Genomic DNA, 23464 nt, shown 5'->3' on the forward strand with positions numbered 1-23464 from the left:
CGGAGGCGTTCGTGACCGCTCAGCCGCTGCTCGACGTTCAGGACCTCACCGTCGAATTCACCACCCGGCGCGGCATCGTCAAGGCCGTGCAGCATGTCAACATCTCCGTCGCCAAGGGCGAGACGCTCGCCATCGTCGGCGAATCAGGCTCCGGCAAGTCGGTGACGTCCTATGCGGTGATGCGCATCCTCGACCGCGCCGGCAAGATCGCCGAGGGCTCGGTGATGTTCTCCGGCATCGACGTCAAGGCCGCCAGCGAAGACCAGATGCGCGACCTGCGCGGCCGCGAAGTCTCGATGATCTTCCAGAACCCGCGCGCGGCGCTGAACCCGATCAGGAAAGTCGGCGACCAGATCGAGGACGTGCTGCGCACCCATGTGCAGCAGGCCCAGGTTGCCGATCACGGCGAGAAGGCGATCGAGGCGCTGGAGCAGGTCAAGATCGCCCGCCCGCGCGAGCGCTATCATGCCTATCCGTTCGAGCTGTCCGGCGGCATGTGCCAGCGCGTCGTCATCGCGCTCGCGCTCGCCTGCAATCCGCAGCTCCTGATCGCCGACGAGCCGACCACCGGTCTCGACGTCACCACCCAGAAGGCGGTGATGGACCTGATCGTCGAGCTGACCAAACGCAAGGCGATGTCGACCATCCTGATCACCCACGACCTGGGCCTTGCCGCCGCCTATTGCGACCGCGTCGTGGTGATGGAGAAGGGGCGCGTGGTCGAGACCGCCAACGCCGCCGACATCTTCGCGAGCCCGCAGCACCCCTACACCAAGAAGCTGATGCGCGCGACGCCACGGCTCGGCGTGTCACTGCGGGATCTGTTGCCGGAGGAAGAGGGCGCGACGCCCGCCGCACCCGCGGAGCCTGCTGCGCCAGCCGCGGCAAGCGCCGAGAGTCAGAAGCCGCTCCTCCTCATCGAAAAGCTCGTGAAAGAATATCCGCGCCAGGGCGCCACCGCCACGCTCGGAAAACTGTTCGGCCGCAAGCCGCCGGTCGAGCTGGACGTGTTTCGTGCCGTCGATGGCATCAGCTTCACGATCGGCCATGGCGAGAGCGTCGGCCTCGTCGGCGAATCCGGCTGCGGCAAATCGACCACCTCGATGATGGTGATGCGCCTGCTCGACCAGACCTCCGGCCTGATCCAGTTCGACGGCGAGGACATCGGCGCCATCGCGCCAGCAGCCTTTGCCCGGCTGCCGCAGCGCAGCCGCATCCAGATGGTGTTCCAGGATCCGACCGACAGCCTCAACCCGCGCTTCACCGCCGCGCGCGCCATCGCCGATCCGATCATGCAATTGGGCGATATCAAGGGCCGTGACGCGCTCCGCGCCCGCTGCGAGGAGCTGGCCACCATGGTCGGCCTGCCGCACAATTTGCTGGACCGGTTCCCGCACCAGCTTTCCGGTGGCCAGAAGGCCCGCGTCGGCATCGCCCGCGCCATCGCGCTGCATCCGAAGCTGGTGATCCTCGACGAGCCGACCGCGGCGCTCGACGTCTCGGTGCAGGCGGTGGTCCTGAACCTGCTCCAGGACCTCAAGGCGCGGCTAGGTATGAGCTATCTGTTTGTCTCGCATGATTTGAATGTAGTACGCTTGTTGTGCGATCGTGTCATTGTGATGCGGACGGGGCGGATCGTCGAGGAAGGCTCTTCCGAAAAGGTCCTCAGCGATCCGCAGGATGACTACACCAAGGAGCTGCTGACGGCGATCCCGCATCCGCCGTTGCAGGTCCACTAAGACTGCACTGAGCTTGAGAGAGTGATGGCCGAGCCGCTGGACGACTATATCGACGCCGTATCGAAAGCGCTGGGACTGCCGGTCGAGGAGGCCTGGCGGCCCGCGATCCGCGCCAATCTCGAGGTCTCGCTGCGGCTTGGCCGCCTGGTCGACGATTTCGCGCTGCCGGACGACACCGAGCCAGCGCCGATCTTCACGGCCTGATGCCGCCATGACCACCAAGCCAGAGATGAGTGCTGCGGACATCGCAAAGGCGGTGGCCGGCGGCCAATTGTCCGCGCTCGATGCGACTGAAGCCGCGCTCGCACGCATCAAGCAGCACGACGCCATCCTCAACGCCTTCACCGACGTCACCGCCGATCGCGCCCGCGCCAAGGCGCGCGCCATCGATGCCGACATCGCCGCCGGCAAGGCCGTCGGCCCGCTCGCCGGCGTGCCGTTGGCGGTCAAGAACCTGTTCGACGTCGCCGGGCTTCCAACCCGCGCCGGCTCGAAGATCAACCGCGACCTCGCACCCGCCAAGCGCGACGCGACGCTGATCGAGCGCATGGAGGCCGCCGGCGCCGTCCTCGTCGGCGCGCTCAACATGGGCGAATACGCCTACGATTTTACGGGCGAGAACGTCCATGACGGTCCCTCGCGCAATCCGCACGACGCCACGCGGATGAGCGGCGGCTCCTCCGGCGGTTCGGGCAGCGCCGTCGGCGGCGCGCTGGTGCCGCTTGCGCTCGGCTCGGACACCAATGGTTCGATCCGCGTGCCGTCGTCATTCTGCGGCATCTTCGGCTTGAAGCCGACCTATGGCCGGCTGTCCCGCGCGCGCTCGTTCCCGTTCGTGGCGAGCCTGGATCATCTCGGCCCGTTCGCACGCTCCGTCACCGACCTCGCGCTCGCCTACGACGCAATGCAGGGCCCGGATGCCGATGACGGCGCTTGCACGACGCGAGGATTGGAGCCGACGCTGCCGCTGCTCGCCAATCCGGTCTCGGATCTGCGCATCGCGATCGCCGGCGGCCACTTCCAGAAGAATGTGTTCCCGGAAGCGGTCGAAGCCGTCGGCCGCGTCGCCAAGGCACTGGGCGCGACGAAAGTCATCGACGTGCCCGAAGCCTCGCGCGCCCGCGCGGCGGCTTACGTCATCACCACCACCGAAGGTGCCTCGCTGCATCTCGATCGTCTGCGCAGGCGTCCGAACGATTTCGATCCCGCCGTGCGTGACCGGTTGATCGCCGGCGCGATGGTGCCGGCGGCGCTGGTCGACCGCGCGCAAAAATTCCGCCGCTGGTATCGCGCGCAGCTCGCCGAGCTATTCAAGTCCGTCGACGTGCTGCTGGCGCCGGCAACGCCCTGCACGGCGCCAAAGCTCGGCCAGGTCAACTTCAATCTCGACGGTGTCGAGCTGCCAGTGCGCGCCAATATCGGCATCCACACCCAGCCGATCTCGTTCATCGGTCTGCCCGTGGTTGCGGTGCCCGTGCCGCTCGAGCCGCTGCCGATCGGGGTGCAAATCATCGCGGCGCCCTGGCGCGAGGACGTCGCGCTGCGCGTCGCATATGCATTGGAACAGATGGGCGTGGTCGCCGCGCCAGCCCCAAGGGGACTTTAAGAGGATTTTGAGATGGAGATCGATCTCCCCGACGTGATCGCCGAAGTCAAAGCCGCGTTTGAGCGTTATGAGCAAGCCCTCGTGAGCAACGACGTCGCCGTGCTCGGCGAGCTGTTCCGCAACGATCCCCGTACGCTGCGCTACGGCATCGGCGAGAATCTCTACGGCTATGAGGCGATCGCCGGCTTCCGCGCCGGCCGCTCGCCTGTTGGCCTCAACCGCCGCAGGGCGAAGACTGTCATCTCCAGCTATGGCCGCGACACGGCGGTGGCGTCCACCCTGTTCTATCGCGACACGGCTCCCGGCAAGGTCGGCCGGCAGATGCAGACCTGGATTCGCTTCCCGGAGGGCTGGCGCGTCGTCGCTGCCCATGTCAGCATCATCGACGAGTCGAAAGAGACCTGACCGTATGACGCTTGACGATTTTCCGCCCGGGACACTGCCGGCCGAACCGGTGGTGCCCCGCGTCGACCGTGCCTCACCGTCGGTGCAAAAGGTCACGCGCGCGGAGGAGCTGCGTCTCCAGCTTGCCGACGAGATCGTGCGGGGAACTCTGGCCCCTGGCACGCCACTGGACGAGACCGACATCGCACGGCGCTTCAGTGTCTCGCGCACGCCGGTGCGCGAAGCGCTGCGTCAATTGGTCACGAGCGGCCTGGTCGAGGCGCGTCCCCATCGCGGCGCGGTGGTCGCTCAGCCCTCGATCGAGCGTCTCAAGAGCATGTTCGAGGCGATGGCGGAGCTGGAAGCATTGTGTGCCGGACTTGCGGCGGAGCGCATGTCGGCCGCCGAGCGTCACGGTCTGGAGGCGATCCACGAAGAACTGCGCGTGCTGAGTTACGCCGGTAACCCCGATCGCTTCCATGAGGTCAACGAGCGCTTCCACAACGCGATCTATGCGGGATCGCAGAACGGCTACATCGCCGAGATCACGCTGGCGACGCGCGTGCGGGTGCAGCCGTTCCGTCGCGCCCAGTTCCGCAATCTCGGCCGTCTCGCCAAGTCGCAAGCCGAGCACGACCGCGTCGTCGTCGCCATCATGCGCGGTGACAAGCAGGGCGCCGCCGCCGCGATGCGGGCCCATATCGAGCTGGTGCGCGGGGAGTATGAGATTTATGCGGTGTCGGTGTAGGGCGGCGCAATCGGTGCCGTAGGGTGGGCAAAGGCGCGAAGCGCCGTGCCCACGTTCTTTCCGATTGATGGTGATGGTGGGCACGCTTCGCTTACCCACCCTACGAGACCTACGCCGTGGCGGCTTCCGCCATGAACTTCCGCCAGCCGCCATACGCCGTGATATCGCGCGCCTCGCCCAGCACTTCCGGTTCGACGAGAAATCCCTTCACGCTTCTGCCGTCGGCCAGCCGCACCGTCCCGATCGCCATCGGCGCCGGAATCGCATTCACGAACTTGCCGAACGCAGACGGCGACAACGTCCAGATTTCGAGCTCGATCGATGCGCCCTTGCCGGCCGCGACGCGCAACATGCCGGGCTTCGGCGGCGTGGTCGGAAGCGCATAGAGCTCGTAGTCCGGTGCAGTGCTGGTTACCTCGATCAGCTTCGCATTCAGGGCCTTCAACTCCCCGTTCAGCGCCATGCCGGAGAGATGCGCGCCGACGACGGCAATCGGAATCTCGTCGCTGCTGTTTGTGGGAAGGGCCGCAAGCGGTGACTGCGCCACGCCCTTCGCGCCAACGGTCAGCTTTGTATCCGCATGGAAGATGCGGCCGATGCTTGCGAGCATTCCATCGCGTCCCGCCGGCGCCAGCAGCGTGATGCCGAACGGAACGCCGTCCGCGCGCATCGATGCCGGCACGGCGAGACCGCAGAGATCGAGCAGGTTGACGAAATTGGTGTAGGTGCCGAGCCGGCTGTTGAGCTCGATCGGATTGGCCAGCACCTGCGCGGTCGTGTAGGCGGTCGGCGCCGTCGGCAGCACCAGCGCGTCGATGTTGGCGAACGTGCGCTCGGCGATCTTGCGCAACCCCTGGAGGCGATAAAGCGCGGAGAACGTCTCGGCCGCCGTCAGCCGCGCCCCGGCCGCGGTGATCTCGCGGGTCACGGGATGAATTGAATCGGGCGCAGAGGCCAGCAGATTCTTGATCACGAGATAGCGTTCGGCGACCCACGGCCCCTCATAGAGCAGTCGCGCCGTCTCGTAGAACGGCTCGAGGTCGAACTCGACCAGGGTCGCACCGAGCGCGGTCCAGCGCTTCAGCGCATCCGCGTAAGCGGCTTCCGATTTCTTGTCGCCAAAGAAGATCAGCTGCCCGTTGCGCGGGACACCGAGGCGCAGCTTTGTCGGGAAGGGGGTGATCGGCTCTAACGGCCGGTCGCGCGAGAACGGATCGGCCTGGTCGGGGCCGGCCATCACCGAGAGCGCGAGCGCGGCATCGTCGACCGTCAGCGCAAACACCGAGATACAGTCGAGCGTGCGGCAAGCCGGCACCAGGCCCGCAGTCGAGATCATGCCGAGGCTCGGCTTCAGCCCGACGATGTTGTTGAGCATCGCCGGCACGCGGCCGCTGCCGGCGGTGTCGGTGCCGAGCGACAGCGGCACCAGCCCGGCGCCGACGGCCGTCGCCGAGCCCGAGCTCGAGCCGCCGGGAATGAGATCCTCGCGGATGGAATTCTTGGGAATGCCGTAGGGCGAGCGCACGCCGACGAGGCCGGTTGCGAACTGGTCGAGATTGGTCTTGCCGATGATGATTGCGCCGGCGGCGCGCAGCCGCTCCACCGCGGTGGAGTCATGCGTCGGCATGTAGGAGAAGGCCGGACACGCCGCCGTGGTCGGAAATCCCAGCGCGTCGATATTGTCCTTCACAGCGACGGGAATGCCATAGAGCGGCAAGCCGGCGGCATCCGCGCGCGCCGCCAGCTTTTCGGCCTCGGCAACCGCGTCCTTCTCGTCGCGCAGGCTGATGAAGACGGCGGGATCGTTGTGCTCGCGGATGCGCTGATAGGTCCGGGCCACGGTTTGCGCCGGCGTGAGTGTGCCCGCGCGATGTGCGGCCACAATCGCGGCGATCGTTTCAGGCTGCTCAGCCCCCAGTTCTGCCCCCATGGCGTCAAAACTCCGGCAACATGTCTTCACCCGGAATGAAGCAAGCGATGTGCCATTGTGTACAGAATCCGGGCAGGCTGGATGCGCCCGATACTATCGCGAGATCAGTGGGTTGTGCGATGTTTTGCCGATCGATGGGGTCGCGGTCCCGACGCCCCGGAACGGGCATCTGCTCAAATCATGAGCAGGGTTGTTGACGACAACAATTGCCGTGCGAAACATTATGGTCAAAGCGTCCGGAACCAGGCCGCAACCGATCCCGGATACGGGCGAGGAGGAAAATCATGACGTCAGCCCCATGCGGTGGCGCTTCGAGCCTGTTCGCAGTGCCAAAGACCGTCGCCGAGCATCGCGCCGACGGCAGCATCGTGCTGCGTTCGCCCGAGCCCTTGCGCGACAGCGCGCGCTGCGTCGGCCACTGGCTGGAGCAATGGGCGCGGCAAGCGCCCGACAGGATCTTCCTTGCCGAGCGTGATGGCGCCGATACGCCCTGGGCCACCATGACTTACGCGGGTGCCCTGCGGCGGGTGCGTGCGGCAGCGTCGTGGATTCTGGCGCAGGGGCTCAGCGCGGAGCGCCCAATTGTCATTCTCTCCGACAACAGCGTTGACCATGCGCTGCTCGCGCTTGCCGCGCAGCATGTCGGCGTGCCCTCGGCTGCGATCTCGCCGGCCTATTCGCTGATGTCGAAGGATTTCGACAAGCTGAAAAGCATGATCGCGCTGCTCGAGCCCGGCGCGATCTATGTTTCCGGAACCAAGCCGTTCGCGGCGGCGCTCGCTGCGATCAAGCCGCTGCACACCGCGCAGATCATTAGTGGCAATGCTGGCGATGCTGATGCGCTTGCCTTCCGCGTCGTCACGACAACGCCCGAGTCTGCCGATGTCGCAAAGGCCTTTGCCGCGGTGACGCCCGATACGATCGCAAAATTCCTGTTCACCTCGGGCTCGACAGGCGCGCCCAAGGCCGTCATCAACACCCAGCGCATGCTGACCTCGAGCCAGCAGGCCAAGGCGCAGACCTGGACCTTCCTTGAGCGAGGCGGAGGCGACCTCGTTATTCTCGACTGGCTGCCCTGGAGTCACACGTTCGGCGCCAACCACAATCTCAATCTCGTGCTGCGCAATGGTGGCTCGCTCTATATCGACGGCGGCAAGCCCGTGCCCGGCCTTTTTTCAATGTCGCTCGCCAATCTGAAAAGCGTGATGCCGACGGTCTATTTCAACGTCCCGCGCGGCTTCGACATGCTGATCGCGGCGCTGCGTGGCGACGAGGAGCTGCGCCGGCGTTTCTTCGGCGAGGTGAAGTTCGCCTTCTATGCCGGTGCTGCGTTGCCGCAGAATCTCTGGGACGCGCTCGCGCAGCTCTCCGTCGAGACCGTTGGCCGTGCGCTGCCGATGGTCTCCGCCTGGGGCTCGACGGAGACCTCGCCGTTGGCGACCGATTGTCATTTCCTCGCGGAGCGCTCCGGCAATATCGGCGTGCCGATTCCCGGCACGGAGCTCAAGCTCGTCAAATCAGGCGACAAGCTGGAGGTACGGGTGCGCGGTCCCAACGTCACGCCTGGCTATTGGAAAGCGCCGGAGCTGACGAAGCAGGCATTTGACGAAGAGGGCTTTTATCTCATCGGCGATGCCGTGAAGTTTGCGGACCCGGAGCGTCCCGAGCGTGGCCTGTTCTTCGACGGCCGCGTCGCGGAGGATTTCAAGCTCAACTCCGGTACCTGGGTCAGCGGCGGCACGTTGCGCCTCGCCGGCATCGCCGCGCTGGCGCCGCTTGCGCAGGACATCGTGGTGTCAGGCGATGGCGGCGACGAGGTCCGCTTCCTGGTATTTCCGAATATCGCCGCGTGCCGGGCGCATGCTGGCCTGCCCGACACTGCTGATGTGAGCGACGTGCTGGCGCATGACAAGGTCCGGTCTGCGATCGCGCAGGGCCTGGCCAAACTGAAGCAGCAGAGCGCCAATTCGTCCGGACACGCGACGCGCGCGCTGCTGCTTGCCGAGCCGGCCTCGGTCGATGGCGGTGAGATCACCGACAAGGGCTACATCAATCAGCGTGCCGTGCTGACGCGGCGCGCAGACGCCGTGGCGCGGCTGAACGACGATGCGTCGGCGGAGTGGATCGGCTGCGCGCTCACCGGCTAGAGTCGCTGGCGTGCCCCGGACGCCAGGCCCAAATATGCCAGCCGTTCTGTCGTAATGGGCTGCACGAATATTTTGTTGCCTTAGCAACTAATTTGTGCGAACCATTCCGAACCAGGAATGACGGCGGGCGAACCGTCGCGTTTGATCTCGGAGGGAACAATGCGCGGCAGCAATGGTGTCGTCGGCAAACGTAGGCGCATGCCAGGAGATGACGCCGGATCGCGCCCGGTGCGCGAGATGTCAGGTCTCCGTGCTGCCGGTCACGGCGCCGAGATTCTCGTGCAGGCGGCGCAGCAGGTCGATCAGCACCTCGCGTTCGTCCTTGCTAAGGCAGGACAACAGCCGCCGCTCACGCTCGAATGCGGCCACGATCACCTTGTCATGGGTCGCGCGCCCCTTCGCCGTCAGCGCGATCGAGTGGGTTCGGCCATCGTCCGGATCGGTGCGGATCGAGACCAACCCCCGCTTCTCCAGGCCCGCCAGCGTTCGGCTCACCGGGCCCTTGTCGAAACCAATGACGTGGCAGATGCGCGAGGCCGGAATTCCGGGTTCGATCGCCAGCAGCGACATGATCCGCCATTCCGTGACGTTGACGCCGAACTCCCGCTGGTAGAGCGCGGTCGCGCTGTTCGAGAGCTTGTTGGCGATGAAGGTGATGAAGGCCGGGACGTAACGGTCGAGATCGAGCGTCGGTCCCGCATCTCTGGGCGAGGGCTTGTGGCGGGCTTTGGTCGAAGACGGTGGCATATCGGCCTTGTGACTCGCGGGGGGCCCGCAGACCTAATGGCAAGCGCCGCCCTTTCACAAGATCAAAATGAGGGAGGCGTTCAATGAGCACATCCGGCTCCGCCGTATCAGGCGTCCCGCATCTCGACGTCGATCCCTTCGCGATGGACTTTTTCGCCGATCCCTATCCGACGCACGAGGTGCTGAGGGAGGCGGGGCCGGTGGTCTATCTCGACAAATGGAATGCCTATGGCGTCGCGCGCTATGCCGAAGTCCATGCCGTTCTGAACGATCCCGCGACCTTCTGCTCCAGCCGCGGCGTCGGCCTGTCGGATTTCAAGAAGGAGACGCCGTGGCGGCCGCCGAGCTTGATCCTGGAGGCCGATCCGCCCGCGCACACCCGCACCCGCGCCGTGCTGTCGAAAGTGCTGTCGCCGACCGCAATGAAGCAGGTGCGCGACCGCTTTGCCGCGGCGGCGGAGGAGCGCGTCGATGTCCTGCTGGAGAAGCGCAGCTTCGACGCGATCGCCGATCTTGCGGAAGCCTATCCGCTCTCGATCTTCCCCGATGCGCTCGGCCTGAAGCCCGAAGGCCGCGAGCACCTCATCCCCTATGCGAGCGTCGTGTTCAACGCCTTCGGCCCCCCGAACCGGTTGCGCCAGGAGGCGATCGAACGATCGGCGCCGCATCAGGCCTATGTTGCCGAGCAGTGCCAGCGCGAGAACCTGGCACCCGGCGGCTTTGGGGCCTGCATTCACGCACAGGTCGACGAGGGTGCTATCACGCCCACCGAAGCGCCGCTGCTGGTCCGCTCGCTGCTGTCGGCCGGACTCGACACGACCGTCAACGGCATCGGCGCCGCCGTCTATTGTCTCGCGCGCTTCCCCGAGCAATGGCAGCGCCTGCGCGAGGATCTTTCGCTGGCGCGCGGCGCCTTCGAGGAGGCGGTGCGTTTCGAGAGCCCGGTCCAGACCTTCTTCCGCACCACCACGCGCGAGGTCGAGCTGTCGGGCGCGCGCATCGGCGAAGGCGAGAAGGTGCTGATGTTCCTCGCCGCTGCAAATCGCGATCCCCGCCGCTGGGACGACCCCGACAGCTATGACATCACCCGCCGCACCTCCGGCCATGTCGGCTTCGGCTCGGGCATCCACATGTGCGTCGGCCAGCTCGTCGCCCGCCTCGAGGGCGAGGTGATGCTGACGGCGCTGGCACGCCGGATCGCGAAGATCGAGATCACCGGCGAACCGAAGCGCCGCTTCAACAACACGCTGCGCGGGCTCGACAGCCTGCCCGTTGCCATCACCCCGGCCTGACAAGGAGCCTCGATGCCCACGATCAGCTTTGTCCATCCCGACGGCAAATCCGACCGCGTCGAGACCTCGGACGGCGAGAGCGCTATGCAGGTGGCCACCCGCCACGGCTTCGACGGCATCCTGGCCGAATGCGGCGGCAACGCGATGTGTGCGACCTGTCACGTCTATGTCGACGAGAACTGGATCGCCCGCCTGCCCGCGATGGCCGACGACGAGGACGCGCTGCTCGACGGCACCGCGGCCGCGCGGCTCCCGAACAGCCGGCTGTCCTGCCAGATCAGGATCACACCAGACCTCGACGGGCTCGTGCTGAAGCTGCCGGAGCGGCAGGTCTGACGTTTCAAGCGCGGCGGCAACGACCAACGCGGCACATCAGGGGAGGGAATGATGAAGCGACTGAAGTGGACACTCGCTCTGGTGGCGAGCCTGGTCAGTGGCGCGGCCAGCGCCGAGATCTCGGAGAATGTCGTGCGCGTCGGCGTGCTCAACGACATCTCCGGCATCTTCCAGGACACCAACGGCATGGGTTCCGTCGAGGCCGCGCGTATGGCGGCCGAGGATTTCAACGGCGGCGGCAAAGGCATCAAGGTCGAGATCGTCTATGCCGATCACCAGAACAAAGCTGATGTCGGCAATGCCATCGCGCGCAAATGGCTCGATGTCGAGGGCGTCGACGCGATCGTCGACGTGCCGAATTCGGCCGTCGGCCTCTCCATCAACACGCTCCTGCGCGACAGCCGCATGACCTTCCTGGCGTCATCGACGGCGAGCTCCGATCTGACCGGCAAGGCGTGCTCGCCCAATACCATCCAATGGGTCAACGATGCCTGGGCGACCGGCAACACCACCGCTGCGGCGATGATGTCGCGCGGCGGCAAGGACTGGTATTTCCTCACGGTCGATTACGCGCTCGGCAAGGGCATCGAGGCGGAGGCGCAGAAGTACATCGAGGGACACGGTGGCAAAGTGCTGGGCTCCTCCAAGCATCCGCTCGGCACCTCCGATTTCGCCTCCTTCCTGCTGCAGGCGCAAAGCTCGAAAGCGCAGGTGATCGGGCTCGCCAATGCAGGCGGCGACACGATCAACGCGGTGAAGCAGGCCGCCGAATTCGGCATCCAGCAGAGCGGCCAGAAGCTCGTCGCCTTCCTGCTCTTCATCAACGACGTTCACGGCATGGGCATCAAGGTGGCGCAGGGCCTCCAGCTCATGGAAGCGTTCTACTGGGACATGAACGACGACACCCGCGCGTTCGCCAAACGCTTTGCCGCCCGGCCCGGCATGAACGGCAAGATGCCGAGCGGCAACCAGGCCGGGGTCTATGCTTCAACGCTCGCCTATCTCAACGCCGTCGCCGCCGCCGGCAGCGACAATGCCAAGCAGGTCGTGCCCGAGATGAAGAAGTTCAAGGGCAAGGACAAGCTGTTCGGCGACACCACGATTCGCCAGGACGGCCGCGTCGTGCATCCGATGTATCTGTTCGAGGTGAAGAAGCCGGAAGAGTCGAAATATCCGTACGACTATTACAAGCTGGTCTCGACGATTCCCGCCGACCAGGCATTCCGCCCGTTGGCGGAAGGCGGATGCGAACTGGCCAGGTAAACGGTCTTGTGCTTCCAATGCGGTGCGGCGGCACTTGCCAAAATAAGAAATGGAGGTAATGATTATAATATATAACTAAATAGGGAGGTCCGCCATGAGGACTGGCTTGATATCAGCCGCTGCGCTGGTCGTGCTTCTGGGGTCGACCGCGCTGGCTCGCGCCGACGGCGAGCCCTGCTCGTCGGTCACCACCGCTTCGCTCGGTATCTCAAGCGTCGAGATAACCGGGTCCAAAACGCAGGACGCGGCCAACGGTCTCCCCAAGCATTGCATCTTGACGGGGCTTGCCAACCGGCGGACCGGAGCCGACGGGAAGTCCTATGCCATCGGGTTCGAATTGCGCCTGCCGGCCGAGTGGAACGGCCGCTTCCTGCATCAGGTCAATGGCGGTAACGACGGCGTCGTCGTGCCCGCTCTTGGCAGCTTGCCCGAGGGCTTAGCCTCCGGTGGCACAGTGCCACTGGCGCGCGGCTTTGCCGTGCTGTCGTCGGACAGTGGCCATTCCGGCTCGGACCCCGCGAACAAGTCGCTGGGCCTGACTGCGGGCGCGGCGTTCGGCCTCGATCCGCAGGCGCGGCGCGACTATGGCTATGCCGCCGACATGACGCTGTCGCCGGTCGCAAAGCAGATCATCGCCCTGCATTACGGGCGCAAGCCGGAACGCTCCTATATGGCGGGATGCTCGAACGGCGGGCGTCACGCCATGGTCGCGGCGTCGCGCATGCCGGAAAATTACGACGGTTTCCTCGTCGGCAATCCTGGCTTCGACCTGCCGCGCGCTGCGATCCAGCACGCCTGGGACGTGCAGGCCTTCCTGAAAGTTGATCCCGATCTGCGCAAGTCCATCACCAAGGAGGACGCCCAGCTCGTTTCGTCCCGCATCACGGAGGCCTGCGACGCGCTCGATGGCGTCAAGGATGGTCTGACCGCCAACCTCGCCGCCTGTCAGAAGGCGTTCGATCTCAAGAGCCTGGTCTGCGCGCCGGGGCAGAACAGCGCCTGTTTGTCCGAAGCCAGGGTCGACGCCCTGAAGATGAGCCTCGCCGGGCCGAAGAATTCGAAAGGTGAGGCGCTCTATTCCGACTGGCCCCTCGACGGCGGCATCGGCACCGGCAATTGGCGCACCTGGAAGGTCGAGAGCCCCATCGCGCCCTGGAACAATTACCCGATCATCGCCACCATGGGCGCAGCGTCGCTGAACTACATCTTCTCGACACCCCCGGTCGTGGTCGAGGGCAGCAACGAGAAGCTGGTCGAGGCACTGAAGGCCTATGATTTCGACAAGGACGCGCCGAAGATTTTCACCAAGGACGCGACCTTCACAGAGTCAGCCATGGACTTCATGACGCCGCCTGACATCGATGATCCCAAACTCGCCGCGCTCCAGAAGTCCGGCGGCAAGATGCTGATCTATCACGGTCAGGCCGATCCGGTGTTCTCGGTGAACGACAGCATCCGCTGGTACGACCGGCTGAACAAGAACCTGCAGGGGCGCGCCGACGGCGTCGCGCGCCTGTTCACGATTCCCGGTGAAACGCATTGCGGCGGCGGCGTTACCCTCGACAAGTTCGATGCATTGTCCGCGCTGATCGATTGGGTCGAGAAGGGCAAGGCACCCGAGCGCGTCATTGCGTCCGCCAATCCCTCCAACAAGGAAGTCCCCGCGTCCTGGAGCCCGGGCCGGACGCGGCCGCTGTGCCCGTATCCGAGCTACGCCGCGTATTCCGGGCAGGGCGACAGCGAGGACGCCGCGAATTTCGTTTGCAAGACGCCGTAGCCCGTCGCGCGTCGGCAGGCGCTTGCCCGAACCCAGTGCGGCGTATAGCGCTGCGCTACAGAGCCGTGCCCACGGTTCCGGGTCCCGGCTCTGCGTCGCGTCATTTCATGCCGCGCCGGGTCCGGGACACGAGAAGGTTCCCTACACCACCTTGCTGCTGCCCTGCGTGATCAGCCGCGCCGCGCGCTGGTCTCGCGCGTAGATCCACAGCCAGCTCAGCGCGACGCTGAGGCGGTGGCGGAGGCCGATCAGGAAATAGATGTGGGCGATGCCCCAGATCCACCACGCGATGGTGCCGCGCAATTTGACCTTGCCGAAGTCGATCACCGCGAGCCGCTTGCCGATCTGTGCAAGGCTGCCGGCGTGCTTGTAGCGGAACGGGCCGGTCGGCGCGCCCTGCAGCCGCGCCTTGATGGTCGCGGCGACATGCTTGCCCTGCTGCTTCGCCGCCGGTGCGATGCCCGGCACGGGCTTGCCGTTCCAGGCGTTGATGTTGACGGTGTCGCCGATCGCGAAGATTTCGGGATGGCCGGGAATGGTGAGGTCGTCGGCGACCTGCACGCGTCCGGCGCGATCGCTTGGTGCGCCCAGCCACTCGGCGGCTGGCGATGCGCGCACGCCGGCGGCCCAGATTCGCGTCTTGGCCTCCAGCAGCTTGCCGCCGAAGACCACGCCATCGCGGTTGATCTCGGTGACGGCCTGTCCGAGCACAACCTCGACTCCGATCTTTTCCAGCGAGGCCTGCGCGTAAGCCGAGAGATCGTCGGGAAAGCCCGCCAGCACGCGCGGGCCCGCTTCAATCAGCACCACGCGCGCCTTGTGGGTATCGATGTTGCGGAAATCTGCCGGCAGGGTGTGATGCGCCATCTCGGCGATGGTGCCGGCGAGCTCGACGCCGGTCGGGCCGGCGCCGACGATGACAAAGGTCAGCCGCGCCGCGCGCTTCGCGGGATCAGTCTCCCGCTCGGCGCGCTCGAACGCCACCAGGATGTGACGGCGCAGCGTGGTCGCGTCTTCCAGCGTCTTCAGTCCCGGCGCCCATGTCTCCCACTCGTCATGGCCGAAATAGGCGTGACGCGCGCCGGTGGCGAGCACCAGCGTGTCGTAGGGCACCTCGCTGCCATCGTCGATCAGCACGCATCGGCGCGCGCTATCGACGCCGCTCACCGTCGCGAACAGCGTCGTCACCTCGCGCCGGTCGCGCATGAGATGACGGATCGGCCAGGCGATCTCGCTGGTCGCAAGCGAGGCGGTTGCGACCTGGTAAAGCAGCGGCTGAAACAGATGATGGTTGCGGCGATCGATCAGCGTGATCTCCACCGGCGCGCCGGCAAGCCGGTAGGTCGTCTCCAGCCCGCCGAAGCCGGCGCCGACGATGACGACGCGATGGGGATTTGCGGCCATGATGCACCCTCGAATCTTGCCTCTTCACGCCCTTATTTAAGTGCGGATTGGGTGCCGTGGTCCAATAGCCGTCATCAATGATGGAATAGGCTTGGCGTATCGATATTCCCCGCGAAAAAGCGCCGCAGGCTCGGGCAAGGCAAGTAGAATTATATTTCTTGCCATCTCCATTTAGGGCGAAATATGGTGCAGGAGCGGCGGCTGAGCCATTGGCGGCGCGACAGATTTTGCGTTGAATAGAGACAGGCTCCGGGGCGGCGATCACCCCGTTTTCCGGGGATCAATAATAAGGAGGGGAGTGGTTATGAGGACGGCATTCTGGCTGGCGGGCGCAGCGACGCTGGTGCTGGCAAATCCGGCATTCGCCGGCGACACCATCAAGATCGGTTTCGTCTCGACCTTCAGCGGCCCGACCGCCGTGATCGGCAACGACATGCGCAACTCGTTCGAGCTCGCGCTCGATCATCTCGGGCGCAAGATGGGCGGCAAGCCGGTCGAGGTGATCTATGAGGACGATGGCCAGAAGCCTGATGTCGGCAAGCAGAAGACCGAGAAGCTGGTTCAGTCCGACAAGGTCGATTTCCTGGTCGGCTACATCTGGTCGAACGTGCTGCTCGCCTCGCTCAAGACCGCGGTGGACTCGAAGACCTTCCTGATCTCGGCCAATGCGGGTCCATCGCAGCTCGCGGGCGAGCTGTGTAGCCCTTACGTGTTCTCGACCTCCTGGCAGAACGACCAGACGCCGGCCGCCATGGGCCTTTACATGAATGCGAACGGGGTCAAGAGCGTGTTTCTGATCGGCCCGAACTACGCCGCCGGCAAGGATATGCTCGCCGGCCTGAAGAGCACGTTCAAGGGCGAGATCAAGGGCGAGGAATACACGGTCTGGCCGAGCCAGCTCGACTTCTCGGCGGAGCTGGCGAAAGCCCGCGCCTCCGGCGCCGAATCGATCTTCGTGTTCTATCCCGGTGCGGCCGGCGCGCAGTTCCTCAATCAATACGTCCAGGCCGGCATGAAGAGCACCATGCCGCTCTACACCGCCTTCACCGTCGACGAGACGACGCTGCCGTTGCAGAAGGAGAACGCATTCGGTGTGCCCGGCGCGCAGGAATGGGTGAACGATCTGCCGAACGAACAGAACAAGAAGTTCGTTGCCGACTACCGCGCGAAATATCCGAATGCCCGGCCGAGCTATTACGGCGCGCAGGCCTATGACGCGGCGCAGCTCATCAACAGCGCGGTGGTCGCCGTCAGCGGCGACACGACCAAGAAGGACGCGATGAAGGGCGAGATGGAGAAGGCCAACTTCAAGTCGCTGCGCGGTTCATTCAAATATGGCAACAACCACATCCCGATCCAGAACTTCTATCTGCAGGACGTGGTGAAGGGCGCCGGCGGCGAGCTCACGCTGAAGACCGTCGCCACCATCGTCACCAACGATCAGGACCGCTTCCACGACAAGTGCCCGATGAAGTGAGGGCTCTCCCCTCTCCCCGCACTTGTCTCGCCGAAGCGCTTGGCGAAGGCGGATGCGGGGAGATGACTCTCTCCGCCGTCATTGCGAGTGCAGCGAAGCAATCCAGAGTCTTTCCGCGGAGGGATTCTGGATTGCTTCGCTGCGCTCGCAATGACGCGTGGATAGAGCCTACACCCTCGGCATGCTCGCGGGCCGCACCTCGCGAGCCTGCGCGGCGAGCCTGATGCCGGCATTGGGCGCACCAAAGCCCTGATAGCTTCTGCGCTCCACGATCTCGAAGAAGAAGCGCTCGTCGAAAATGTGGGTGTAGACCTGGAAGAATTCGCCGTTGCCCTCGCGGTCGTAGAGGATGTGGTTGGCGCGGAGCTTGGCCATGACTTCGGGGGCGAGGTCGTATTTGGCTTCGATGTCGTCGTAGTAATTGTCGGGGATATCCAGGAAGCCGGCGCCGCGTGCGCGCATCGCCGCGACGGTGGCGAAGATATCCTCGCACGCAAAGGCGACGTGCTGCACGCCCGAGCCGAAAAACTCCGAGATGAAGCGGGCCGGCAGCGTGCGGTTGGCGGAGGAGCCGTTGACGACGAAGCGCAGGCTCTGGTCGCCATTGATGAGGGCCTGGCTCTGCACGAGGCCTCTGGGGTCGGCGATCTCCATCTGCGGCAGCCGCTTGAGGTCGAGAATGCCGGTGTAGAACAGCAGCCAGGACAGCATCTCATCATAGGGCATCGACTGCGCGATGTGGTCGACCGCGATCAGCGCATCGGCGCTTGGGTTGCTCGCGACGGGCTCGAAATCCGTGTCCCAGTTCTTGCCGGCCTGGTCGAGGAAATAGAGCAGGCTGCCGCCGACGCCGTGGATCGCGGGAATCTCCAGCTCGCCCGGCCCGACCGGCTGGTAGAAGGTGCGCGCCTTCAGCGTTTCGGCCCGCTGCATGGCAAGGCCGGCATTGTCGACGTCGAGCGCGATGGCGCAGACGCCGGGGCCGTGCGTGACATAGTGCGAATGCGCAAAGCCGGCGGTCTCGGAATTGATCACGAGCTCGACCTTGCCTTGCGACCAGCGTTCCACCGCTTTGCTGCGATGCTTGCCGGTCTTGCGGAAGCCGAGCTGCGAAAACAATCGCGCGAGCTCGCCGGCCTTGGTTTCGTTGACGGCGAATTCGAGGAAGCCGGTGCCGCTGCTCTTGGGCTTCGGCGCCAGAGGCTCGCCGACGAGCTTTGGCCAGTCCGGTGCGAGCTGGTCCTGCAGCAGGATCAGCGAGCGCAGGCCGTCGACCGCGGTCTGTGCCGCGGAGCCGGCGCGGAACTGGTCGTTGAAGATCTCCAGCGACCAAGGTCCGGAGTAACCGGTAGCGGCGATCGCCTGCATGAATTCGCCGACCGGCAAATCCCCCTGGCCAGGGAAGGAGCGGAAGTGCCGGCTCCATGACAGGATGTCGAGCTCGAGCTTCGGCGCGTCGGCGAGCTGGACCAGAAAGATCTTGTCGCCGGGGATCGAAGCCATGGCGCGAACCGGGAAGCCCGGTGCCAGCGCGTGAAAAGAGTCGAGGATGACGCCGATCGCGGGATGATCGGCACGCCGCACGATCTCCCACGCATCGCGATAGTCGTTGACGTGCCGGCCCCAGGCCAGCGCCTCATAGCCGACGCGCAGGCCCCGCTTGGCAGCGCGGTCGCCGAGCTCGCGAAAATCGTCGGCTGCGCGGTCGATGCCGCCGAGCGAGTGAGGGGACACGTTGGAGCAAATCAGCAGGAGATCGGTGCCGAGCTCCTGCATCAGGTCAAACTTGCGCTCGGCGCGGGCAAAGTTGCGCCCGCGCTGCGGCTCCGGCATACCCTCGAAATCACGGAACGGCTGGTACGCGCAGATCTCGAGATTGAGGTCCTTGCAAAGCTTTGCGATGTCGCGCGGCTTCGAACCGAACGACAAGAGGTCGTTCTCAAAAATCTCGACCGCCTCGTAGCCTGCCGATGCGATGGCACGCAGCTTTTCGTCGAGGGCGCCCGAGAGGGAAACGGTGGCGATCGAGCGTTTGTTCATGCTGTAGTTTCCTCCATGGCGCCCCCGAGAAAGAGCTGGCCGATGCGTGGGTCGTTCAGGATGCGCTGCGCCTTGTCGACCATGCGGGTCTGGCCGAGCTCGAGCACGATGCCGATATCAGAAATCTCCAGCGCCGAGCGCGCGTTCTGCTCGATCATCAGGATGGTGACGCCGCGGTCGCGCAAATTCTTCAGGATATCGAAGGTCTGCTGCACCATCAGCGGCGACAGCCCGATCGAGGGCTCGTCGATCAGCACCAGCTTCGGCTCGAGCAGCAGCGAGCGAGCGATTTCGAGCTGTTTCTGCTCGCCGCCGGACAAGGTCGAGGCCTGCTGGGCCGATTTGCGGCGCAGCGCCGGAAACAGGTCGAGGGCGGCCTCGATCCGCGTCGGCAGATCGATGCCCTTGCCGGCGGCGACGCCGCCGAGCTCGATATTGTGGCGGACCGAGAGCTCGGGAAAGATATTGCGGCCCTGCGGCACGTAGCAGATGCCGGCATTGAGCAGCGCGCGCTGATTCAAGTTTGTGACGTCGCGGCCTGCGAAGCTGATCTTGCCTTCGCGGAGCTTCAGGAGACCGAAGATCGCCTTGAACACAGTGGACTTGCCGGCGCCGTTGGGGCCGATGATCGTGGTGATGGTCGCGGACGGCACCGAGAATGTGGTGCCGTTCAAGATCGTCATCTTGCCGTAGCCGCCGACGAGGTTGTGAACCGAGAGGATCGGGTCGCTCATGGTCAGTGTCCCAAATAGGCTTCGATCACGGCCGGGTTCTTCCGGACCTCGTCCGGCCGTCCCATCGCCAGCACCTTGCCTTCCGCCATCACTATCACGCGCGAGCACAGCGACATCACGAATTCCATGTTGTGCTCGATCACGACGAACGTGGCGTTTTTGTCGCGGTTGATGGCGACCAGCCGCTCTTTCAGATCGGCCAGCATCGACGGGTTGACACCGCCGGCGGGCTCATCGAGCAGCACCAGGCGCGGGCCGCCCATGAACGCCATGGCGGCATCGAGCAGTTTCTGCTGGCCGTAGGAGAGGCCACCGGCAGGCTCAGCCGCGAGATGATCGAGCTTGAAGAAGCCGATCATCCGGTTGGCGGCATCCGTCAGCCCGGCATCGGAGCGGCCGACGAGGCGCGAGGCCATGTTACCCTGATGCTCCTGACCCGCCAGGATCAGGTTCTCGCGCACCGAGAGTTTTGGAAAGACCTGCAAGAGCTGGAAGGTGCGGCTCACGCCGAGCTTGTTGAGCTCGGAGGGGCGGAGGCCCGTGACCACCTTGCCGTCGAGCTTGACCTCGCCCCCCGATGGCGTGAGCTGGCCGAGGATGCAGTTGAACAAGGTCGACTTGCCGCAGCCGTTCGGGCCGATCAGGCCGAGGATCTCGCCTTCGCGGACATCGAAGCTGACGCCGTCGACCGCGTGGATGCCGCCAAAGCTTTTCTTGATATTGTTGACTTCGAGCACCGCACTCATTGCGCCGTCTCCAGGCGGGATTTGGCGACGGCGCGCTGCGCGGACGCCGCCTTGGTGCGCCGTGCAGCCATGTAGCGGTCGAGGATTCCCAGGATTCCCGTCGGCGACCAGATCAGCAGCCCCATCACAGCCAGCGCGTAGAGCATCAGATAATAGCCCTCGGTGAAGCGCAGCCACTCCGGCAGCAGCACCGCGATCATCGCCCCCAGGAACGGACCGAAATAGAAGCCGGCGCCGCCGACGATCACCATCATCAAGAGGTCGAGCGAGAGCGACAGGTTGAACGGAACAGGATCGATATATTGCGTCAGCGGCGCATAGAGCGCGCCGGCGACGCCGCCGAGCGCCGAGCCGATCGCGAACGCCATCAGTGTGTAGCGGCGGGTGTCGATGCCCATTGACTGGGCTCGCAACGGATTCTCGCGAAGTGCCATGAAGGCGCGGCCCCAGGGCGTGCGGATCAGCCACCACACCGCCAGCGAGACGATCGCAAGCGAGCCGAGGCAGACATAATAGAACGGCAGTGGCTTGTTGGTCGCGGTGCCGAAGATGTGTGGTCGCGGAATGTTGGAGATGCCGTAGATGCCGCCGGTGAGCCAGCTCTCGTTGCGAAACACCAGGAAGGCCAGGGTCGAGAAGGCGAGGGTGACGAAGGCAAGGTAATGGTGCTGCACGCGCAGCGCCGGATAGCCGAGCACCCAACCGACGCCGAAGCTCAGCACGATCGCAACCAGGATCGCGGCCGGCAGCGGCCAGCCATGCGTGGTCATGATCGCGGCGGCATAGGCGCCGATACCGACGAAGGCGCCCTGCGCCAGCGAGACCTGGCCGGCATAGCCCAGCGTGAGGTTGAGGCCCATGGCGGCGATCGTCATCACCGCCCATTGGCTGAGGATGAACAGGCCGTAGCGGTTGAAATTCATGGGGATGACGATCAGGCCGGCAATGACGACGAGGCCGAGCGCGATCTTCAGGGGCTTTGCAAAGCCGCTCATACCGTGCGCTCCTCGGCGCGGCCGAGCAGTCCTTGCGGCCGGAACAAGATGACGGCGATCAGGAAGATCATTGGCACGGCGGCGCGGTACTGCGTCGAGACATAGGCGGCCGCGAGATTGTCGAGCACGCCGATCAGGAGGCCGCCGATGATTGCGCCGCGCACCTGGTTGAAGCCGCCGACGATCGCCGCGATGAAGGCGGCCTGGCCGAGCACTTCACCGCTGGAAAATTTCGCCAGATAGATCGGCGTGATCAGCAGCGAGGCCAGCGCGACCAGGAAGGCGTTGATCAGGAAGGTCAGCAGGATCATGCGCTCGACCGGCACGCCGATGATGCGCGCGACGGTCGGGTTCTGCGCTGCGGCCTGCATCTGATGGCCAAGCGACGTGCGGTTGAGCAGCGTGGTCAGGCAGAGCACCGCCAGAATGGCGACGACGAGCACGCCGAGGCTTTGCAGCGACACGGCATGGCCGAGGACGGAGATATCGCCGGTCGGCACGATTGACGGAAACGGCGAGGCCTCGGCGCTGAAGAACTGCTTCACGGCTTCCTTGATGCCGATGGCGAGCGCCATGGTCGCGATTGCCAGCGGCAGCACGCCATGGCGCATCATCGGGTCGACCAGCAGCATCTTGAAGGCGAGGCCCAGCAGGATCATCGAGAGCAGGATGCCGAGGATGCTCGCGAGCCAGAACGGCGCGCCGACATGCATTGCCGCCAGCATCAGGAATGCCGGCAGCATCACGAACTCGCCTTGCGCGAAATTGATGGTCTGCGAGGTCTGCCACAGCAGCGTGAAGCCAACCGCAACCAGCGCATAGATCGCGCCAGTGGCGAGGCCCGCGACCAGGAGATCGAACAGGTTGGACATCTTCCTCTCTCGTGCCGCTCGCTCGCCCCGCTCTATCGTCTCCCTCTCCCCGTAAGAGCGGGGCGAGGGAGAAGAGAGGCGAAGATCACTTCAGCTTCGGCAGCACCTGCTTCACCACCTGCTTGCCTTCAACCACCTCAACCAGGAAGCTCTGCCGATCGATGTCGCCATTCTGGTCGAAGCTGACGTCCATCAGAATGCCCGGCTCCTCGGAGGCCTTGATGGTCAAGCCGTGCAATGTATCGGCGAAGGCCTTGGGATCGACCTTGCCCATCTTCTCGGTGGTGGCCTTCACCATGTAGACGGCGAGGTAGCCCTTCAGGCCGTTGTGATCAGGCACATAGTTGTACTTCTTCGAGAAGCGATCGCGGAAACCCTTGATCAGGTCGACCGGCGCATCCGTGGTGAGGCCGACATGGCCGCGCGCGCCGTTGGCGGCGTCCCCGGCGAGCTCGATCACCTTCTGGCCGATCAGCGTTGTCTCGCCCATCAACGGCGCGGCGACGCTCTGGCGCTTCAGCTCCTTCAGGATGCGCGCACTCTCTTCTTCGTTGAGGTAGACGAAGACGGCGTCGGGATTGGCGGCCTTGATCTTGCCGACGTCGGCGGCGAAATCGGCCTGGCCCGCTTCAGTGGAGAGATCGGCGACCACCTTTGAGCCGAGACGCTCCAGCTCCTTGATCACGACGTCACGTCCGCCGCGGCCGAAATCATTGTTGACCCAGACCACTGCGACTGACTTCGCCTTCATGTCGTCGTGGATGTACTTTGCGACTTTCGGCATCGAGGATTGCTGGCCGAACGAGGTGCGGAACAGGAACTTGTTGCCCGCTTGCGTCAACTCGGCGGCTTCGCCCCCCATGATCTGGGTGATGCCGGCTTCGGCGGCGAGCGGGGCGGTGACCTTCACCGAGCCGGAATAGCCGGGGCCGAGCAGCACGTAGGGCTCGGCGTCGAGCGCCTTCTGCACCTGCGCGCGCGCCACGCCGGGGTTGGACTGCGAATCGGCATGAGTGACTTCGAGCTTGCGGCCGAGAATGCCGCCCTTGGCATTAATCTCCTCGACCGCGAGGTCGATGCCGTTTTTCCAGTTGGTGCCGACGGTTGCGCCGCCACCCGACAACTCGGCGACGTCGGCGAGCTTGATCGTCTGCGCCAAGGCGCCCGTGGTCGTGATGGCAGCGAGCAGCGCGCCCACCAATAGCGTTGATTTCATCGTCCTCTCCT

Annotated in this window: 20 protein-coding genes; 11 read left to right on the forward strand and 9 right to left on the reverse strand. The window is 65.0% G+C overall.

The window, feature by feature from the left end:
- The first annotated feature begins 11 nt into the window (after nucleotides 1-11).
- Genes XH80_RS11105 through XH80_RS11125 form a run of 5 tightly spaced genes read left to right on the forward strand, consistent with a single transcriptional unit; the run spans nucleotide 12 to nucleotide 4477 of the window.
- A complete protein-coding gene (locus XH80_RS11105; RefSeq protein WP_271598631.1) occupies nucleotides 12-1739 on the forward strand; it encodes a dipeptide ABC transporter ATP-binding protein in 1728 nt (575 codons plus the stop codon).
- Nucleotides 1740-1763: 24 nt separating this feature from the next.
- Nucleotides 1764-1943: a DUF4089 domain-containing protein gene (locus tag XH80_RS11110; protein ID WP_271598632.1), complete on the forward strand. Its 180-nt coding sequence runs from the start codon at nucleotides 1764-1766 to the stop codon at nucleotides 1941-1943.
- Between the two features lie 7 nt (nucleotides 1944-1950).
- On the forward strand, nucleotides 1951-3345 hold the full coding sequence (locus XH80_RS11115) for an AtzE family amidohydrolase (protein ID WP_271598633.1): 1395 nt from the start codon (nucleotides 1951-1953) through the stop codon (nucleotides 3343-3345).
- A 12-nt stretch (nucleotides 3346-3357) separates the two neighbouring features.
- The gene (hpxZ, locus tag XH80_RS11120; protein WP_057747099.1) at nucleotides 3358-3750 is read left to right on the forward strand and encodes an oxalurate catabolism protein HpxZ; all 393 of its coding nucleotides are present in this window, start codon (nucleotides 3358-3360) and stop codon (nucleotides 3748-3750) included.
- A gap of 4 nt (nucleotides 3751-3754) precedes the next feature.
- Nucleotides 3755-4477 carry a GntR family transcriptional regulator gene (locus XH80_RS11125; protein WP_057747096.1) on the forward strand — a complete coding sequence of 241 codons (723 nt, stop codon included), beginning with the start codon at nucleotides 3755-3757 and terminating at the stop codon, nucleotides 4475-4477.
- Between the two features lie 109 nt (nucleotides 4478-4586).
- Here XH80_RS11125 and atzF read toward each other — a convergent pair whose 3' ends face one another.
- Nucleotides 4587-6407: an allophanate hydrolase gene (atzF, locus tag XH80_RS11130; protein ID WP_271598634.1), complete on the reverse strand. Its 1821-nt coding sequence runs from the start codon at nucleotides 6405-6407 to the stop codon at nucleotides 4587-4589.
- 284 nt (nucleotides 6408-6691) lie between these two features.
- Between atzF and XH80_RS11135 the strand changes: the two genes are divergently transcribed.
- On the forward strand, nucleotides 6692-8554 hold the full coding sequence (locus XH80_RS11135) for a feruloyl-CoA synthase (protein WP_271598635.1): 1863 nt from the start codon (nucleotides 6692-6694) through the stop codon (nucleotides 8552-8554).
- Nucleotides 8555-8794: 240 nt separating this feature from the next.
- On the opposite strand, the gene XH80_RS11140 is transcribed toward XH80_RS11135, so the two are convergent.
- Nucleotides 8795-9301 carry a MarR family winged helix-turn-helix transcriptional regulator gene (locus XH80_RS11140; protein WP_271598636.1) on the reverse strand — a complete coding sequence of 169 codons (507 nt, stop codon included), beginning with the start codon at nucleotides 9299-9301 and terminating at the stop codon, nucleotides 8795-8797.
- A gap of 83 nt (nucleotides 9302-9384) precedes the next feature.
- Here XH80_RS11140 and XH80_RS11145 point away from each other — a divergent pair, with 83 nt between their 5' ends.
- The 4 genes from XH80_RS11145 to XH80_RS11160 all read left to right on the forward strand — a co-directional run bounded on the left by XH80_RS11145 (nucleotide 9385) and on the right by XH80_RS11160 (nucleotide 13969).
- The gene (locus XH80_RS11145; RefSeq protein ID WP_271598637.1) at nucleotides 9385-10593 is read left to right on the forward strand and encodes a cytochrome P450; all 1209 of its coding nucleotides are present in this window, start codon (nucleotides 9385-9387) and stop codon (nucleotides 10591-10593) included.
- Between the two features lie 12 nt (nucleotides 10594-10605).
- Nucleotides 10606-10929 (forward strand): 2Fe-2S iron-sulfur cluster-binding protein, encoded by a 324-nt coding sequence (locus XH80_RS11150; protein ID WP_220004070.1) that lies wholly within the window; start codon nucleotides 10606-10608, stop codon nucleotides 10927-10929.
- Between the two features lie 51 nt (nucleotides 10930-10980).
- The gene (locus tag XH80_RS11155; protein WP_271598638.1) at nucleotides 10981-12192 is read left to right on the forward strand and encodes an ABC transporter substrate-binding protein; all 1212 of its coding nucleotides are present in this window, start codon (nucleotides 10981-10983) and stop codon (nucleotides 12190-12192) included.
- A gap of 94 nt (nucleotides 12193-12286) precedes the next feature.
- Nucleotides 12287-13969 carry a tannase/feruloyl esterase family alpha/beta hydrolase gene (locus XH80_RS11160; protein WP_271598639.1) on the forward strand — a complete coding sequence of 561 codons (1683 nt, stop codon included), beginning with the start codon at nucleotides 12287-12289 and terminating at the stop codon, nucleotides 13967-13969.
- A gap of 141 nt (nucleotides 13970-14110) precedes the next feature.
- Here XH80_RS11160 and XH80_RS11165 read toward each other — a convergent pair whose 3' ends face one another.
- A complete protein-coding gene (locus XH80_RS11165; protein ID WP_271598640.1) occupies nucleotides 14111-15373 on the reverse strand; it encodes an NAD(P)/FAD-dependent oxidoreductase in 1263 nt (420 codons plus the stop codon).
- A gap of 304 nt (nucleotides 15374-15677) precedes the next feature.
- Between XH80_RS11165 and XH80_RS11170 the strand changes: the two genes are divergently transcribed.
- A complete protein-coding gene (locus XH80_RS11170) occupies nucleotides 15678-16850 on the forward strand; it encodes an ABC transporter substrate-binding protein (RefSeq protein WP_271598641.1) in 1173 nt (390 codons plus the stop codon).
- A gap of 168 nt (nucleotides 16851-17018) precedes the next feature.
- Here the strand turns inward: XH80_RS11170 and XH80_RS11175 are convergent, their stop codons facing one another.
- The 6 genes from XH80_RS11175 to XH80_RS11200 form a co-directional block, all read right to left on the reverse strand.
- On the reverse strand, nucleotides 17019-18890 hold the full coding sequence (locus XH80_RS11175) for a bifunctional sugar phosphate isomerase/epimerase/4-hydroxyphenylpyruvate dioxygenase family protein (protein WP_271598642.1): 1872 nt from the start codon (nucleotides 18888-18890) through the stop codon (nucleotides 17019-17021).
- The gene (locus tag XH80_RS11180) at nucleotides 18887-19624 is read right to left on the reverse strand and encodes an ABC transporter ATP-binding protein (protein WP_271598643.1); all 738 of its coding nucleotides are present in this window, start codon (nucleotides 19622-19624) and stop codon (nucleotides 18887-18889) included. Before XH80_RS11180 ends, XH80_RS11175 begins: the two co-directional genes overlap by 4 nt.
- A gap of 2 nt (nucleotides 19625-19626) precedes the next feature.
- Complete coding sequence (locus tag XH80_RS11185) at nucleotides 19627-20370, reverse strand: ABC transporter ATP-binding protein (protein ID WP_271598644.1); 744 nt, start codon at nucleotides 20368-20370, stop codon at nucleotides 19627-19629.
- Nucleotides 20367-21365, reverse strand: a complete 999-nt coding sequence (locus XH80_RS11190) for a branched-chain amino acid ABC transporter permease (protein ID WP_271598645.1) — start codon at nucleotides 21363-21365, stop codon at nucleotides 20367-20369. The genes XH80_RS11185 and XH80_RS11190 overlap by 4 nt, the downstream gene beginning before the upstream one ends.
- Nucleotides 21362-22237, reverse strand: a complete 876-nt coding sequence (locus XH80_RS11195; protein ID WP_271598646.1) for a branched-chain amino acid ABC transporter permease — start codon at nucleotides 22235-22237, stop codon at nucleotides 21362-21364. The genes XH80_RS11190 and XH80_RS11195 overlap by 4 nt, the downstream gene beginning before the upstream one ends.
- An 85-nt stretch (nucleotides 22238-22322) precedes the next feature.
- The gene (locus XH80_RS11200) at nucleotides 22323-23453 is read right to left on the reverse strand and encodes an ABC transporter substrate-binding protein (protein WP_271598647.1); all 1131 of its coding nucleotides are present in this window, start codon (nucleotides 23451-23453) and stop codon (nucleotides 22323-22325) included.
- Between the last annotated feature and the right edge of the window lie 11 nt (nucleotides 23454-23464).

It is taken from the genome of Bradyrhizobium sp. CCBAU 45384, from assembly GCF_028128665.1.
GTDB classification, from domain to species: Bacteria; Pseudomonadota; Alphaproteobacteria; order Rhizobiales; family Xanthobacteraceae; genus Bradyrhizobium; species Bradyrhizobium manausense.